This is a genomic window from Prochlorococcus marinus str. MIT 9515, assembly GCF_000015665.1.
Classification (GTDB): domain Bacteria; phylum Cyanobacteriota; class Cyanobacteriia; order PCC-6307; family Cyanobiaceae; genus Prochlorococcus_A; species Prochlorococcus_A marinus_P.
This window is the reverse complement of sequence record NC_008817.1, coordinates 356205-371235: the sequence shown is the minus strand read 5'-3', so window position 1 is coordinate 371235 and position 15031 is coordinate 356205. Positions and strand designations below refer to the sequence as shown.

General features: G+C 28.3%; 19 protein-coding genes. 7 read left to right on the top strand and 12 right to left on the bottom strand.

Features of this window, described 5'->3' with window-relative positions:
• Positions 1 to 4: 4 nt before the first annotated feature.
• Together P9515_RS02035 and P9515_RS02030 are read right to left on the bottom strand one after the other, a co-directional pair.
• On the bottom strand, positions 5 to 1048 hold the full coding sequence (locus P9515_RS02035) for a Rossmann-fold NAD(P)-binding domain-containing protein (protein WP_011819726.1): 1044 nt from the start codon (positions 1046 to 1048) through the stop codon (positions 5 to 7).
• The gene (locus tag P9515_RS02030) at positions 1048 to 2100 is read right to left on the bottom strand and encodes a class I SAM-dependent methyltransferase (protein ID WP_011819725.1); all 1053 of its coding nucleotides are present in this window, start codon (positions 2098 to 2100) and stop codon (positions 1048 to 1050) included. Before P9515_RS02030 ends, P9515_RS02035 begins: the two co-directional genes overlap by 1 nt.
• Positions 2101 to 2653: 553 nt before the next feature.
• On the opposite strand from P9515_RS02030, the gene P9515_RS02025 reads away from it, so the two are divergent.
• Positions 2654 to 3454, top strand: a complete 801-nt coding sequence (locus tag P9515_RS02025) for a class I SAM-dependent methyltransferase (protein WP_011819724.1) — start codon at positions 2654 to 2656, stop codon at positions 3452 to 3454.
• A gap of 90 nt (positions 3455 to 3544) precedes the next feature.
• Here the strand turns inward: P9515_RS02025 and P9515_RS02020 are convergent, their stop codons facing one another.
• The 5 genes from P9515_RS02020 to P9515_RS09595 form a co-directional block, all read right to left on the bottom strand.
• Positions 3545 to 3922 carry a hypothetical protein gene (locus P9515_RS02020; RefSeq protein WP_011819723.1) on the bottom strand — a complete coding sequence of 126 codons (378 nt, stop codon included), beginning with the start codon at positions 3920 to 3922 and terminating at the stop codon, positions 3545 to 3547.
• A gap of 31 nt (positions 3923 to 3953) precedes the next feature.
• A complete protein-coding gene (locus tag P9515_RS02015) occupies positions 3954 to 4421 on the bottom strand; it encodes a cupin domain-containing protein (RefSeq protein ID WP_011819722.1) in 468 nt (155 codons plus the stop codon).
• Positions 4422 to 5336: 915 nt separating this feature from the next.
• On the bottom strand, positions 5337 to 6125 hold the full coding sequence (gene thiD / locus P9515_RS02010) for a bifunctional hydroxymethylpyrimidine kinase/phosphomethylpyrimidine kinase (protein WP_011819720.1): 789 nt from the start codon (positions 6123 to 6125) through the stop codon (positions 5337 to 5339).
• Positions 6126 to 6155: 30 nt separating this feature from the next.
• Positions 6156 to 6779 (bottom strand): TenA family protein, encoded by a 624-nt coding sequence (locus P9515_RS02005; RefSeq protein ID WP_011819719.1) that lies wholly within the window; start codon positions 6777 to 6779, stop codon positions 6156 to 6158.
• An 80-nt stretch (positions 6780 to 6859) separates the two neighbouring features.
• Positions 6860 to 7009 carry a hypothetical protein gene (locus P9515_RS09595; protein WP_187146034.1) on the bottom strand — a complete coding sequence of 50 codons (150 nt, stop codon included), beginning with the start codon at positions 7007 to 7009 and terminating at the stop codon, positions 6860 to 6862.
• 393 nt (positions 7010 to 7402) lie between these two features.
• Between P9515_RS09595 and P9515_RS02000 the strand changes: the two genes are divergently transcribed.
• The 5 genes from P9515_RS02000 to P9515_RS09590 all read left to right on the top strand — a co-directional run bounded on the left by P9515_RS02000 (position 7403) and on the right by P9515_RS09590 (position 10316).
• Entirely contained in the window at positions 7403 to 7762 is a 360-nt protein-coding gene (locus P9515_RS02000) for a DUF2834 domain-containing protein (RefSeq protein WP_011819718.1), read from the top strand.
• Positions 7763 to 7766: 4 nt separating this feature from the next.
• On the top strand, positions 7767 to 8150 hold the full coding sequence (locus P9515_RS01995; RefSeq protein WP_011819717.1) for a hypothetical protein: 384 nt from the start codon (positions 7767 to 7769) through the stop codon (positions 8148 to 8150).
• 59 nt (positions 8151 to 8209) lie between these two features.
• Positions 8210 to 9721 (top strand): FAD-binding domain-containing protein, encoded by a 1512-nt coding sequence (locus P9515_RS01990; protein ID WP_011819716.1) that lies wholly within the window; start codon positions 8210 to 8212, stop codon positions 9719 to 9721.
• 165 nt (positions 9722 to 9886) lie between these two features.
• Positions 9887 to 10138 carry a hypothetical protein gene (locus P9515_RS01985; protein ID WP_011819715.1) on the top strand — a complete coding sequence of 84 codons (252 nt, stop codon included), beginning with the start codon at positions 9887 to 9889 and terminating at the stop codon, positions 10136 to 10138.
• Positions 10139 to 10142: 4 nt separating this feature from the next.
• Positions 10143 to 10316: a hypothetical protein gene (locus tag P9515_RS09590; protein WP_011819714.1), complete on the top strand. Its 174-nt coding sequence runs from the start codon at positions 10143 to 10145 to the stop codon at positions 10314 to 10316.
• Positions 10317 to 10357: 41 nt separating this feature from the next.
• Here P9515_RS09590 and pip read toward each other — a convergent pair whose 3' ends face one another.
• The 5 genes from pip to P9515_RS01965 form a co-directional block, all read right to left on the bottom strand.
• Complete coding sequence (gene pip, locus P9515_RS01980; RefSeq protein ID WP_011819713.1) at positions 10358 to 11299, bottom strand: prolyl aminopeptidase; 942 nt, start codon at positions 11297 to 11299, stop codon at positions 10358 to 10360.
• A gap of 543 nt (positions 11300 to 11842) precedes the next feature.
• Positions 11843 to 12031: a hypothetical protein gene (locus P9515_RS01975; protein ID WP_041710553.1), complete on the bottom strand. Its 189-nt coding sequence runs from the start codon at positions 12029 to 12031 to the stop codon at positions 11843 to 11845.
• 2 nt (positions 12032 to 12033) lie between these two features.
• Complete coding sequence (locus P9515_RS09585) at positions 12034 to 12174, bottom strand: hypothetical protein (protein WP_011819711.1); 141 nt, start codon at positions 12172 to 12174, stop codon at positions 12034 to 12036.
• A gap of 67 nt (positions 12175 to 12241) precedes the next feature.
• On the bottom strand, positions 12242 to 12583 hold the full coding sequence (locus P9515_RS01970) for a DUF1330 domain-containing protein (RefSeq protein WP_011819710.1): 342 nt from the start codon (positions 12581 to 12583) through the stop codon (positions 12242 to 12244).
• Between the two features lie 664 nt (positions 12584 to 13247).
• On the bottom strand, positions 13248 to 14015 hold the full coding sequence (locus P9515_RS01965) for a glycosyltransferase family 2 protein (protein ID WP_225867094.1): 768 nt from the start codon (positions 14013 to 14015) through the stop codon (positions 13248 to 13250).
• Between the two features lie 107 nt (positions 14016 to 14122).
• Here P9515_RS01965 and P9515_RS01960 point away from each other — a divergent pair, with 107 nt between their 5' ends.
• A complete protein-coding gene (locus P9515_RS01960; RefSeq protein ID WP_011819707.1) occupies positions 14123 to 14965 on the top strand; it encodes an alpha-1,2-fucosyltransferase in 843 nt (280 codons plus the stop codon).
• Positions 14966 to 15031: the final 66 nt, after the last annotated feature.

Sequence of the window (15031 nt, the reverse complement as noted above, 5' to 3'; positions counted from 1 at the left end):
TGATTTAAAATTTCTCTCCTATGATTTGCTGTTTTTTATTTTTTATTAGTTCTAAAATTTCAAGAGAACTTAATCCATTCTGTTCCAAGGCTAGGTAAGAAATACATTTTTTTCTTACTTCATTCTTGACAAAATCATAAATCTTTTCAGGTCTTGTATTAGACCATTTAACTGGCGCATATCTTTCAATTGAATCAGCTATCACCGCACCAGCATTTACTAAAGGATCGGGAATTACAATAACATTTGAATTCCTCAACTTTTCAGGAATCACATCATTTCCAAAAGGAGCATTTGCAGCTGAAATTATAGCTTTAGTCTTAAGAAGAAATTGAGAAATATTTGTATTTATAAGACCTGATATAGAGCAAGGTAATATAACATCAAAAGTCTTACGATACCAATTTTTATCATTCCCAAGGGAAATAGCACCATTAATATAAGTTTTTTCGGTATCTATATCGACGACATAAGTCTTTATATCTCGTTTAATTAATTCAGAGGCGACTTTACTTCCAACTGATCCGCATCCATGAACCAAAACACCATTGGGAAGATCGTAAGGTATAAATTCCTTAAAAGCCTCAAAGGCTCCTATTACACCCATTGCAGTAGCAGTACTAGCATCAACCTTACTATTGACCGCGGCAAGTACATGAGGAGTTAATTTGAATAATTTTTCCATATCATTCATATCAGTATTTAAGTCACATCCAGTAATCATTCTGCCACCAAGATTTTCTAAAAGTTCAGATGTTACTGAGATAAGTTTTTCTTTAACTGATGAAATATTTGGTGATCTTGCCACCACTTTTCCACCTGAAAAACCTGTCGAATAAATATCATGTTTACTCTTCATAAGATTTGCAAGTCTAAATCCATCTTGAAGACATTCAATATCTGTTTCATAATTTAGAAGCCTTAAACCTCCATTAGAAGGATACTGAACAGGTTTATTTTCAGCGACTATGAAAACTGATAATTCTTCGCTTATATATTCAGCAAGAACGCCCACTTCACTTTTTAAATGAGTTTGTAAATTAACCATTAAACTTTCTCCATCATCAGATGATGTTCTACATAATCAAGACTCCAATTTTCAGGATCAGAATTTATTCGGCAAGTTAATCGATCAAAAAGCAAATCAACAGGATTGACTTTTCTTTCACTATTTTCATCCAAAGCAGCTACGAAACTATGCCTGCTCCAACTTCGAATGGTCTCCATCAATCCAATTGAAAATTCTTCAGTATTTTGGTTTTCCTTCCATTTTTTCCTATAGGGGCAATCTACATAAACTGTTCTTTCCTTTAAAAGTCTTAAGCCATTTTTATAGGCTGCTGAATTTTCATTGGTTAAAGGTGAAGTAAATTCTTCGGGCGACTTATAAAAATTTTGAATTGTACCATTCTTATATTCAATTTCAGAAATAATTTTTTCATTGAGCAACTCCTTCCAAATTGAATGAATTTGGTCATGAACATTTACTGTTCTTCCCCCATTATTTCCAAGGTATCTATCTTCGTAATCTCTCGATAAATTTACTGTCAGTAATTTACCACCTACTTTTAGCTCTCTACTTCTCATCTCAAGAATTTGATTCCAGTCATACAACGCCTGTTCCAGAAAATCATTTTTTGCAACTTTATTATTTGATGCAAGTACATGGGTATGATCATCAAGAGTGTCCACCTTCTTGTTTAGCCAGTGCATAGCAGTAGCGGAAAAACCAAAATCAATTAAACCATTTGGAACAAGCTGTTCATAAAAACTGCCAGCGCAAATCAGAGTAAAGGCTGATTCTTGACCAGAAGAATGTAGGGAGAGATTATTTATAAGAGATTGATTATCATTCGAAAAAAGATCATTTCCGATGAGTGAGATTTGCGATGATGTTTTTCGTTCTTTAATATCTTTTATTATCTTTCCCCAAAATTCAGAAGCTGTTCCACCATCTGCAGCACCATAATCCATGAGAAAACAATTATTCTCAATATCTAAAGCTTCGATACATTGACCTGCCCAATCACTTGCGAGGTCAATACACAGCTTAGCCCCAGCGGTCTGCTCGCTGTAGCCCTTTGTCATTGCTATAACCATCAAATATTAAGAAAATATTAAGACTTTTTTATGTTACATGGATAATTCTTTTTCCGCGGATGACTTTCCATATTAGGTCTTAAAAAGCACAGTTTTATAGATCATTATTTCATGAAAAACTTATCTAACTCAACATAATAATAAACTTCTTAAAAGAGGCAGTATATTTTAGAAGTTGTTGAACCGCAAAATAAACTCAGTTTAAATTTATTTAACTATTGCGAATTAAAGTGCTATGTTTTTCTTATCAAATTCACCCTGACTACAATAGTTTTAGTCACAATATCTCACTGGGAATGTTCTTCTTATTTGGAATATAGTCTTGAAGATGTATTTAATGTAGATAGGAATTTAACTAAAAATTGAGGGCAATAAGTAAAAGTAGAACCTTTTTAGCAGAAATAATAGCTATTGATGCGAAATAAGGTAGAAGATTATTAATTAAGAATCAATAGTTTATTTTGCAGAACCTGTAGATTATGTATTTATTTGAATCAAAACTTTTGTAATAAGCTATATTATTTAGGTTAATGATTTCTCGAGAAAAGATTATATGAATGTAGGGAGTAACTATAATGATCAATTCTATAAATCACTAACAAATGGGTCATATATTAGTGCCAAGCATTATGTATCTATTTTAAGTTCTGTACTTATAAAACCTAATAAAGTTGTTGATATTGGATGTGGCCGAGGGCCATGGTTAAAGGCATTTGCTGATTCAGGTGCAAAAGAGTTGGTTGGGATAGATGGTGATTGGGTCTGCCAAGAAAATATGCTTGATAAAAAAATCAAATTCCATTCAATAGATCTTAGTTCTACTGTCATTAAAAATCCTGTTAATAAGAAATTTGATCTTGCCATGTCACTTGAAGTGGCCGAGCATTTAAAACCAGAACAAGCAACTACCTTTGTCAATTACTTAACAAACTTTTCTGAAACAATTCTATTTAGCGCTGCTTTTAGTGGTCAAGGAGGTACTGATCATTTTAATGAGAGACCGCATTCTTACTGGGCTAAAATTTTCATCAAAAATGGTTACTTGCCCTATGATCTTTTTCGTTCAAAGGTATGGGAAAATCAAGAGATAGAAGTTTGGTACCGTCAAAATACTTTTTTATACCTAAAAAGTAATTCAAAATTTGAAAAAATATTTAAAGAAAAAGGTATAGAGCCTATTAGAGAAACAGCCCTTATGAACTATATTCATCCAGATTTATATCAAATAAGGGTAGAAGAATCTAAGCAATTAACTCAATTAATTATTAAATTAAGAAAATCAACTATATCAGGTCTTATAAAAAGGATTATGCCTAAATCCATAGTTAACTTTTTAAGGAAAATTCGGAAATAAAATATTAACTATGAATCAAATAAAATGTTTTGCATAGTTACTATTAATTCTCATTGATTTTTCAATAGATCATCACCATTCTATTTGTTTTCATGCTGAATATATACCATCATGCTCTCTTCTGACTTTAGCCAATATGATTTCTTCCAAAACTTTTTGAATCATATATGCACTTTTAACCCCATAGCATTTTTGATTCGGAGTAATTTTTAAATCACTTTTAGTTAGATAAATAGACTCACAGCATTCACATTTAATATCTATTTTCTTTCCTCCATAAACATCTATAGCTCTAGAAAAAATCCATTGTTGTGCATTAATATTTTTCCAGCTATCAAAATCAGACCATATAGAAAAATCCTTATCAAAAGTATCATACAGTCCTTCAACTTCACTTAAATTGAAAAATAGAGCTTCTTCTCTTGAGATCTGTCTTCTGCCAATGATTTTAATATTGTCCTTATTCATTAAAAGAAAATAATCAGGAAAAATTAATTTATTAAATAAAATCCTTCATAGCTTTACTAGGCCTTAAAGAAGGATCTAGATCTCTTAGCATTTCAAAATCCAAAAAATCAAATCCTGGGCCAACGCAACAACTCGTAAGAGTGAATTCTCCACTTGTACTAGCACACTGCCAATATCCTGCTGGAATTATTTCAATTGGATTATTAGTATGTAAGTTTAGATTTTTGATTTTTTTATTATCCTCATCTAAACACCTTAAGTTCAGAGGCGAACCTTGAAGAAAAATCCATATCTCATCAGCATTATTAACACGGTGCCAAGAACTATTTTCTCCCTTACAAAGCAAATAATAAATACTAGTAATATTCGTTCTTTTTTGACCATCTTTTCTTGTCACATAATTTTCACCTCGGAAGATTTCTCTATACCATCCGCCCTCCGGGTGAATAGACAATTTGAATTTATTAATAATATCAGAAGTATTTTTATCGAAATTCACTTTTTAAGAGTTTTATTTACTTATCCTAATATTTTTAAAGTCATTAACTAAAACTCTTAAAAAATTAATATTTATTTTAGAAAAGCCAGATAATATAAATTATCGTCAGTATAAGATTTTTCTGTTTAAGCTCGAAGATCAAAAAATTATTTATAAAATAATTAATTTTTTATTTTTAAAGACTTTTACTAATTTGTTGTAAAGATAACCTGTGAGCGCCTGCTTAGCTAAATTATTTTTAGAAAATTTATTGAATATATAAATTGATTACTTATTAAATTCATGAGTTTATATTAAAAAAAAGAAGCCATAAAAAAACAATTAAAGATTAACTTTCAAAATTTAAATTAAGCACATAAGACTGATAAATCTACAAAATTTTTATTTTCATCAGCTAATTCAGTCATTATACGATTAAGCCACTCCGAATTACTTTCACAAAATCCGACATTAACAATCGTTTTTAGCATAGGCTTTTCTTGGTTTCTCATAAAAAATCAGAATCATTATTTTTAAAAATAACTAATAATGCATTTCATGAAAATAAGTCTTAATTACTATCAATTTTTTTAAGTCACATTTAATACCAATTAGATATTATTAAATCCAAACATAGAATCATTCCTTTGAAATGAAGAAGCATTACAGCTTATTTAGGAAAAAAATCACATGCTTAGACCTTTGATTAAATTCAAAATAGAGTGGTTTGATATGAATTAGGTTTGATGCCTTTGATAATATATTCAGTTATTTAACAAGCAGAGAAAGCAATTTATTATTATTGGAATATATTTAATAAAAAATAGGCGGATAGTAAATAAAAATTTATTGATTTATAAAAATAATAAATATAAAAAAACGATTTTTAAAAAAATTTCAAAAAAATTTAGGCTACAAAATTCTCTTATTATTTGTCTAAAGTGATTGATAATGTCCAAGGGGGCCTGGACCAGAACCAATTTTATAAGATTTCTCCAAGGATCTTTCAATAAATGCTTTCGCTCTTTCAATTGATTCTATCAATTCAAATCCCAAGGCTTGATAACCGCAAATTGCCGAACTTAAAGTACATCCACTTCCATGCGTATTTTTAGTATTTATAAATTTATTAATAAACCATTTGCTTTTTCCTGTGACATCAAAATAAAAATCCTTTCCTTGCATCTCTTTTAATCCTCCACCCTTTATTAATACTGCTTTGGCTCCAAGTTCAATAATATTATGTGCTGCGAGCTCTATATCTTTCTTATTTTTGATTTCAATATTTGATAAAAGATTTGCTTCGAAAATATTTGGAGTAACAATATCAGCTATTGGCAAAAGCAATTTTTTGTAAGCATTAATTGCAGCATCCTCAAGTAATTTTGACCCAGTTCTTGAAACCATTACAGGGTCTATAATCTTGGGTATAGAATAAGATTTTAGTTTTAAAGCCGTAGTATCAATAATACTCTCATTCAAAAGCATGCCAGTTTTTAAAGCATTAATATCAAAATCCGAGAACAAAGTATCAATTTGGCTTATTAAAGTTTCCTTTTGGACCGCTTCTACGCAGCTTACTTCAAAACTATTTTGAGCAGTAATACATGTTATGGCTGAGCATCCATGAACATTTAGAGCCATAAAAGTTTTCAAATCAGCTTGAATTCCTGCACCTCCCCCGGAATCACTACCACCAATAGAAAGAGCAATTTTTGAATACATAGTTTTATTTAAAATTTAAAAGTTTCTTTATTAGTAGTTGGAATAAGCATTAAAAAATTCTAATTCCAATTCCATTGCTCTCTTATATAAATAATTCGCTTGATTAGTATCGTATTCTTCCTTTGCAGAGTCAATAAGATTTTCTAAAGATTTTGCAAGATTATCAAAGTTTTCATCAGAGTAAGTAATTATCCATTCTTTGTATGGATTATTTAAAACTTTACTTGACAAAGATTTGCCTATCCAAGAATATAAACGCATACAGGGAGTCATCGCGAACATTATCTCAACAGCACTTTTTTTCTTAGAAACTTCTTCTAAGAAGTCCGTATAATTTTGAGTAGCTGGTTTTATATGATTATTATTTAGATTAATATCCCATTTTTTTGAATAGGTCTCATGAAGAATCAATTCCTCTGATACTCCAACTAAAAGTTGACTCAAAGCCTTAATTGAATTTTTATCTCTAGATTTAGAAATAGCTAAACCATATGCCCTTGCAAAACTTTCTAAGAAGAAATAATCTTGCGCCAAATATTCTTGAAATATATTTTTTGGCAAGTTTCCATTTTTGATACCTTGCACAAAATTTGTTTGCAAACTTGATAAAGCAAGATTTAAATTACTTTCCCATAATCTCTTCGTTACTAACATTTATTTTAATTAGGTAAGATTTTATATTAATTATTTAAAAGGATAAATTAAAATTTTGAGTAATATTAGTTTGAATAAAATTATTTTTTCGAAGAAATATCAATTTCACTTTTAATAAGTAATTCCTCTGCATCAGAGAAAATTTCCTCTGTTATTAATCCTCTCTTCTTTAATAAAGAAAGACGTTTAATGCCTATTTCAATTGGCATTCCTTTACTATTTTTCGTCATGTATTATTAGTCTTGAAAAGTCTTTGGCTGATTAAATAATAATTTTTTCAGACCAAATAAATAAATCAATACTCCTAAACAAGCCAAAATAATATCAACAAAATAAATTTGGGTCATAAATATCTTTTTATTCATTATTATTTATAGCTGATGGTCATATTTTAAGATGTGAGTAATTCCACTTAACTGTAGAAAATTTTAAACAAATTAAAAAAAAATAGAAACATTAACATGTATATTTTGAATATAAATCATTAAATTGATAATATTCAAAATGGCATCAAGGATATTAGGGGTAACTTAGTATTATTAAAAAAAAACTAATGATTGGAATTATTTTATACATCAAATATTTACTAATATCAGCTATAAATATATAAATAAAATTAAACTATGTGGACAAAAATTAGACTTGGCATTTATGGAGCCACTTGTCTGGCAGGATTACTTTGGCCATTTTATTTTATTATTCAATTCATTAGCTTAGTGAGAAATGGTAATATTCAGGGTTCTGTAATAGATATAGGAACTGCATTTTTTGATGATGCATGGATAACTCCCACCTCAGGGTTTATATCAGCTGACACAGTTATACTACTCATTGCTATATTTATATTTTATGTTGCAGAGGGGAAAAGACTAAAATTGAAATTATGGGGAATTTATTTTCCCCTAACTTTTTTAATCTCACTTGCTTTTTCATTTGGTGCTTTTATGTTTATGCGTGAAATAGAACTTAATAAGAAGGATTAGTATTATGAAGCTAATAGAAGATTACACAGAGAGATTTCATAATTACACGCTCCCTTCTCCAGAAAAATGTTTTGAATTAGAAGATGGAGATGAATTTTATATAAAAAAATGGATAACTAACGGAAAAATTAACGGGAAAATTAAAGATATATTTGAGTGGATAGAAAAAAAATATTTAAGTAGTAAAGAGGAATTAGAAAAAACTGATAAAAAAAAATATGATGAAATACAGAGAAGGTTTCCTATGGAAAATTGGCGTATTATTCTCTTAATGAGTGAGTATCAAATTAAATACAGATACTACACAAAAGTGATTGAATCCATAAAGGAAAAAAGTTTTTCAGGAATGGATAATAAAGATTTTTTAAAATTATTCCAAAAAGATTAAATTTCGTATTTAGTTACTAATTAATAATTAATTTTTTATAATGAGAAAAAACTTTTTTGATGAAAAATATTAATATTTTATGGTTTAAAAAAGACTTAAGAATAAACGATAATGAGGCTCTTATCGAATCTCTAAAGGATAGAGACATTATACCTATATTCATAATTGAAAAAGAAATATGGAGTCAAAAAACTTATTCAGATAGACAATGGCAATTTTGCAAGGAAAGTCTTTTAGACTTAAGAATTTCACTTGCAAATATTGGTCAACCTTTAATAATTAGAACGGGTAAAGTAATTGAGATTTTTGATCAAATATCTAATAATTTTGAAATTAAAGCTATTTATAGCCATCAAGAAACTGGAGACTATTTGACATATAAAAGAGATCAAGAAGTTAGAAAATGGGCCTCTATGAAAAAAATTATTTGGAAAGAATATTTACAATTTTCAGTATTTAGAGGAAAGCTAGATAGAAATAATTGGTCAACAAAATGGAAAAAAAATATGGAGAGAAAACTATTTACTGAACCTTCAAAAATTAATCCTATAGAAATTGATCCTGGAGAAATCCCACCAGATAATTTCTTTTGCTTCAAAGATGATTTCTGCAAAGGGAGATTAAAGGGTGGAAGAGAAATTGGTCTAAAGAGAATGGAATATTTTTTCAGTAATAAATTAAGTTATTACTCAAAAGATATTTCAAGCCCAGAGAAATCATTCGATAGCTGTTCAAGATTATCTCCCTATATAAGTTGGGGATGTATTTCTATAAAAGAGATTATTCATAAAGCAAATTCAATAACAAATCCCAATTCTAAAATGTTAAAAAGCAGATTAACTTGGCATTGTCACTTTATACAAAAACTTGAGAGTGAACCAGAATTAGAGTTTAAAGAATTTCATCCTTATTTCCAAAAAATCAGAAAAAAAGATAGTCATTTACTCAAATTATGGAGTGAAGGTAAAACCGGTTTTCCTTTTTTAGATGCTTGTATGAGATCTTTAAATTTTCATGGATGGCTTAATTTCAGAATGCGTGCAATGCTAATGTCTTTTGCAAGTTATAATTTATGGATACCTTGGCAAGAATCCGGTTCTGAATTGGCAAGCAAATTTCTCGATTATGAGCCAGGAATTCACTGGAATCAGTGTCAAATGCAAGCAGGTACAACATCTATAAATGTAAATAGAATATATAATCCTATTAAGCAGGGGAAAGATCATGATCCCAAAGGAAATTTTATTAAGAAATGGGTTCCTGAGATACAAAATTATCCTGAAAATTTCGTCCATGAACCTTGGTTGATGGAAAAATTTAATTCCAAAGAATATGAAAACTCTGAATACATTAAACCAATAATTAACCTCTCAGAAACAACTAAAAATGCACGAAAAAGAATTCAAGAAATAACCCAAAGAGAAGGTTACTGGGATATTTCAAAAGGAATTTATATGAAACATGGCTCAAGAAGAAAAGCTCTAAATAAGAGAAAAAATTATCCTAAAAAGAGTAATTTGAGAAAAAAAAGAGAACTTCAAAATCAATTAAATCTTGATTTACTAATTTAATTAATTTGAAAATAAATTAAAACTTTAAAGGCAAAACAAACTTTGATTTTTTTTAATAGAAAAAATTTTATATTTTATAAAAATGATTCAAGTTAAATAAATTACAATTTGAAATCCACGATCCTTATTAGCAAGCATTAATGTATTAAGGTTAGTTATCAAAGCATGAAGAAACCTACAATTGAACTAAAATCAACAGAATTTACTGAAGTTATAGAACTTGAAAGGATAATTACTCCGGATGAAGAAAAAAGAGTTGATCATGTTTTTGTAAGAAGAAAAAAAGTTTGTAAGCGGCATCCTGAAGGATTTGCAACAGAAGAGTATGCAAGATTTGATATTGAATGGCCAGAAGAAGTCAAGGAAGAAATCAAAGAAAATATAAAGGAGCAAGAAGAAGTCAATATAAAATCGTAGGAAAATGTCTAACAGATTTGAATGGGACGACACTAATAGTTCTGGAATTTGGTGGAGTACTAATGTAAGTATTAGAGACGAATGTATCCTGCTTAAAGAGGATACTGAATGTGAAGATTCTGATATTGTTGAATTACTAAGAAGTATTGCTAAAAATATTGAAGATAATGGTCTCTAAATATTGATGAAATCATATTAAATAAAGTTTTACCAAAAATTTTATAACTTTTCAACTAATTCTAATAATTTCAATGTGATTCCCTTTTCACTCATAGAATGACCAGCTTCATCAATGATTATTAATTCTGAATTTTTTAATTTTTTATTTAGATCCCAAGCACTTCTCACAGGACAGACCACGTCATATCTTCCTTGAATGATTTTAGTTGGAATAGATTCTATAGTCTTTATATTTTTCATAATAAAATCCTCCTCTAAGAAGATATGGTTTATGAAATAATGACATTCTATTCTTGCGAAAGCATCTGAAAAGGAATTAGTTTTACTTTTACCAACATCAATATCTCTCTTAATAAGATGACTTGTAGAAAGTTCCCAAGTTGTCCACGCAGCCGCAGCTTTTGATCTAAGTTCGATATTAGGAGATGTTAAATATTTATAAAAAGAAGATACCAAATCAGACCTTTCATCTTTAGGAATAACTGAGATATATTTTTCAAACTCTTCTGGGAAAATTTCACTTGCACCATATTGGTAGAACCATGAGAGTTCAAATTTTCTACATAAAAATATTCCTCTTAAGGTCATACTTTTGACCCTAGATGGATGTTTTATTGCATAAATCAAAGCTAACGTAGATCCCCATGATCCTCCAAACAAATGCCAAGAATCTATATTAAGATTTAATCTTAATTTTTCAATATCATCTACTAGATCTTTTGTTGTATTTTCTCTTAATTCTGAAAAAGGTCTTGAGGCACCGCAACCTCTTTGATCAAATTGAATAATATCAAATTTCTCAGGATTAAAATATCTTCTATATCTTGGCTGACTTCCTCCACCAGGACCGCCATGAATTACTAGTATCTTTTTACCATTTTGATTTCCTGATCTTTCCCAATAGATAGAATGAATTCTACTTACTTGCAAAAAACCCTTTTCTCTTGGTTCTATTATGGGGAATAATTTTTTTTCTTTCATTCCATAAATATAAATTATTTCAAATAGAAAATTAATATTATCTACACTAAAGTGTTTGTAATTTTATAAATCATGAAAAAAGAGGCCTTTAATAAAAAGCCCCTTTTAGATTTCTTATTTCCTACTTACAGGATTTTAGCAATACATAATATAAAGTTGATTTACTCATAAACTTTAAAATATGTGAGTTAAGGGATATTTTTCGATAAATTCAAGTCCCGTTTGTCGCTAGTAATTATAAAGCGAAGTCTTATCAGACTAATTGATTGAACTTTATTTTTCGAATAATCCCATTGTCAGGAATACGCTTCCTATATTTGTAAATTTACTAAATTTCAGGCGGACTATCAATCATTTAGATTGCCTCCCAACTCAACATTCATAAATTACTACTATCTCGATTTGAAGTAAATCCGTAAAAATGCTGATTTACTTATTTATCGATTTATACGAAGATGAATAATCTGATTGTCTTAATTTATATAGATATATTGATGCAATGGAAGGGAGCAATCTATACTTAAAATCTTATTACTAAAAGTTTCAACTTTCTTCAGTTTCATAAAGTAAAATGCTCTCAATTATAATAAGATCACTATCAGTTAATTTATAATTTTTTATTTTCCATTCTGCAAACTTTATACAATCATCTAGAGATGGATTCTCTTTTCTGAATTTTCGCCATTCTCTTATCCAATCCGCTAGTGCATAGGTAATTTTTGTCGTAAGCATTATTACCAATCTGGATAAATCAAATCTTCCCCAGTAGGTTCATCATAGAATTCACCTTTTTTTAAACCCCTTTCGTATTTATCAATAATTTTCTGGTAAGAAGCAATAGAAGGTATTAAATCTCCTACATAATTTGGTTCCATTGATATTTTGTAATTTTTATTTTATTGAATATTATATATATAAATTTACGAAATGATTAATTTAAAATTATTTTCCCATGGCTCTTCTTAACTTTGCAGCTTCATCCAAACCCTCCATTATGGTAAATGTAGAGTTTTCAGTTGCTTTTTTTCTTAGCTTTGAAAGTTCTGCATATTCTTTAGATTCGTAGGCTTGAACCGCTGCCCTCATAGAGGGAAATTCACAAATAACGGCTAAATTAGAATCTTCCGTTCGTTCCTTTCCAATTGGCTCTTTATCTTTAGCAAATACTTCTCCACCAACATTTTTTAGCCATGGACCAACCTGATTAACATATTCATCAAATAATTCTTGATTAATTATTTTTGCCGTTGATATCCAATAACCTTTTGCTCCTTTCTTATCCATCAATCTATACCTACAATTAATTACAATATAATGTAAAGATTAGAATATAACTTTATAAAAATATATTTTTAATAAAATTTGATTTATATTAAATCAAGTATAGAACTTAGAGACTAAACGAAATTAACTTTTAATAAAATCTCTTGCTATTAATTGTCTATATTCAATATGGATTTCATTAAAAAAAACAAGATCCTTTCACTAATGGCAGCAATAGCAATCTTATCCTTTATTCTAGAAAAAGCAGGGATGATTTATCCTTAAAAATTTTAAACTTTAAAAAGTAAAGCTTTAAATAAAATATACTATTTAATGGAATAAATAAACAACTACAATAGCTGCCACAATCAATATTGGAGATAATGCTGTAAACATTAAAGTCTTAAAATTAAGTTCCATTTAATCTAAGTAAATATACAAATTAAGTAAACACTAATTTGAGGTGTTGGCAATAAGTAGAATTTCTATTGTTGACATATAAAAGAAATATATTAAAAATTCTCATAATTTCTTTTGACTATAGAAAAAAAAAATAAGTTTTTCTTGACAAAGTACTTTACTTAATCAGAGATAAAAAATACCGAGAGGTGAAATTTATCAGAAAATTAAAAATTTCCAAATAAGATTTTTCTTACAGTAATCGAGAATTACATAATTCAAATATTTAAGAAAAAGTTCTCTTATTGTATATTCTTTTTCGCCTTATCTCTTTTGCTGATAGTATTTGATCTTTTCTTCTGATTTTATGATCACTTATCGGATTATTATCATTATAAACATATAAAATTTCACTTATAAACTCCTGTCGATTGCCTGCCATCTCTAGCATTGGAAACATTATTGCCAAATCAGAGGCTACTGAAAAATATTCCCCTTTCTTATTAATTAAGTCTTTAGGATTAAGAGCCAACCATAAATCATGTCTAAATGTTTTTAAATGCGAAGCGTACCAGAAGTATTTTCTGAATAAATTAAATTCTCGAATTAATCTAGGATATTTTTTCCCTTGTACGCCTTTGGAAGATATATGGCTACCATAAGTAATTAAGCAATTTGTTTCCATATACTTTTCTTTAAGGATATTAAAGACATCACCGCTATATAAATAATCATCGCCATCAATTATCAAATCTACTGTTTTGCTAGGTTCTTTTATATTATTATTTAACAGATTAGATATATTATTCAATGCTCCAATTCTTCTAGGATTCCTTACGATTTTTAAATTCTTATTATTTTTACATATCGAGGATGCAATTTCATAAGAAGAATCCCCGGAACAATCATCAACCACTTGTACTTGAAATCTTTTATATGACTGATTTATTATAGAGTTAAGGCATTTTTCAATATATTTTTCTGCATTAAATATTGGCACTATGATATTAAATAAAAGTTCATTTTCTTCTATGGGATCAAGCTCTTTTTTCAATTTGTTCAAAATTATATATAATTACTCTATAGTAGTTTAAATATTAAAAAGCCAAAAATTAAGTTTTTTACATTAACAAATTAAATCCCTTTATAATTTTTTTTGAAATGATTTTTTCAAGAATGGTGGGTGGACTAGGCAATCAACTATTCCAAACCGCTGCATGTTTAAAGTATAGAAAACCAAGAGAAAAAGTCATTATTTCTTTTTTAGGTGATATTCATATTCCTAAAAGAATTAATTGTTTAAATTCTATTTTCGAGAAACCTACTTGGCTTTATTATGATAATTCAAAGGATCTAAATATTTTAAAAAAATTTGTCGCTAAAACATCAGCGTCTTTAAGATTTGGGAGTTTCATGCCATTAATAAGTGTTAATGATAGAAATTTCAATTCAAGGGATTATGATTTTAATGAAAAAAAACTTTTGTTCTTAGATGGATATTTTAATCAAAAATGGACTTACTCCAATCTTAAAAATTACTTTAGTCAATTAAAATTAAGACCGATTGAATTAAATAATGAATATCTTAAGATTCGCGATAATGATGTAGTTATTCATTTAAGAGGAAGTGATTTTCTCAAAATATCAGATTTAAATATTTGTAAATTAGATTACTATAAAAAATCAATAAAATATGCAATCTCAAAGGGACATAGATCCTTCAAATTAATTTCGGAAGATCAACAATATGGAAAAGAATTTTTAAAGGAAATAAAAAAATGCTTTATTGATTTAAAGATCTCAATGTTAAACTCAGATACAATTAAAAATGATTTTAATCTCATAAGATCTTCAAAATTTGCGATTTTAAGTAATAGCACTTTTTCATGGTGGGCATCTTTTCTATCAATTACAAAGAAAGAATTTATAGTACCAGAAAATTTCTCATTAAAAGAAAAAAGAGTAATCCTTCCAAATGAAACCATACTCAATCGAAATACTTAATTAAGTACTAATATAAAATGTGAAAAATTTCATAAATTATATTATGATTACTTTTTATATTTTTTT

Coding starts and splice junctions, on each gene's coding strand:
- P9515_RS01970 (WP_011819710.1), bottom strand. CDS start 12,583: ATGGATAAGAAAGGAGCAAAAGGTTATTGGATATCAACGGCAAAAATA.
- P9515_RS01995 (WP_011819717.1), top strand. CDS start 7,767: ATGAAGCTAATAGAAGATTACACAGAGAGATTTCATAATTACACGCTC.
- P9515_RS02000 (WP_011819718.1), top strand. CDS start 7,403: ATGTGGACAAAAATTAGACTTGGCATTTATGGAGCCACTTGTCTGGCA.
- pip (WP_011819713.1), bottom strand. CDS start 11,299: ATGAAAGAAAAAAAATTATTCCCCATAATAGAACCAAGAGAAAAGGGT.
- P9515_RS02030 (WP_011819725.1), bottom strand. CDS start 2,100: ATGGTTATAGCAATGACAAAGGGCTACAGCGAGCAGACCGCTGGGGCT.
- P9515_RS01975 (WP_041710553.1), bottom strand. CDS start 12,031: ATGCTTACGACAAAAATTACCTATGCACTAGCGGATTGGATAAGAGAA.
- P9515_RS02025 (WP_011819724.1), top strand. CDS start 2,654: ATGAATGTAGGGAGTAACTATAATGATCAATTCTATAAATCACTAACA.
- P9515_RS01990 (WP_011819716.1), top strand. CDS start 8,210: ATGAAAAATATTAATATTTTATGGTTTAAAAAAGACTTAAGAATAAAC.
- P9515_RS02035 (WP_011819726.1), bottom strand. CDS start 1,048: ATGGTTAATTTACAAACTCATTTAAAAAGTGAAGTGGGCGTTCTTGCT.
- P9515_RS01960 (WP_011819707.1), top strand. CDS start 14,123: ATGATTTTTTCAAGAATGGTGGGTGGACTAGGCAATCAACTATTCCAA.
- thiD (WP_011819720.1), bottom strand. CDS start 6,125: ATGTATTCAAAAATTGCTCTTTCTATTGGTGGTAGTGATTCCGGGGGA.
- P9515_RS09590 (WP_011819714.1), top strand. CDS start 10,143: ATGTCTAACAGATTTGAATGGGACGACACTAATAGTTCTGGAATTTGG.
- P9515_RS02020 (WP_011819723.1), bottom strand. CDS start 3,922: ATGAATAAGGACAATATTAAAATCATTGGCAGAAGACAGATCTCAAGA.
- P9515_RS02005 (WP_011819719.1), bottom strand. CDS start 6,779: ATGTTAGTAACGAAGAGATTATGGGAAAGTAATTTAAATCTTGCTTTA.
- P9515_RS01985 (WP_011819715.1), top strand. CDS start 9,887: ATGAAGAAACCTACAATTGAACTAAAATCAACAGAATTTACTGAAGTT.
- P9515_RS09585 (WP_011819711.1), bottom strand. CDS start 12,174: ATGGAACCAAATTATGTAGGAGATTTAATACCTTCTATTGCTTCTTAC.
- P9515_RS09595 (WP_187146034.1), bottom strand. CDS start 7,009: ATGACGAAAAATAGTAAAGGAATGCCAATTGAAATAGGCATTAAACGT.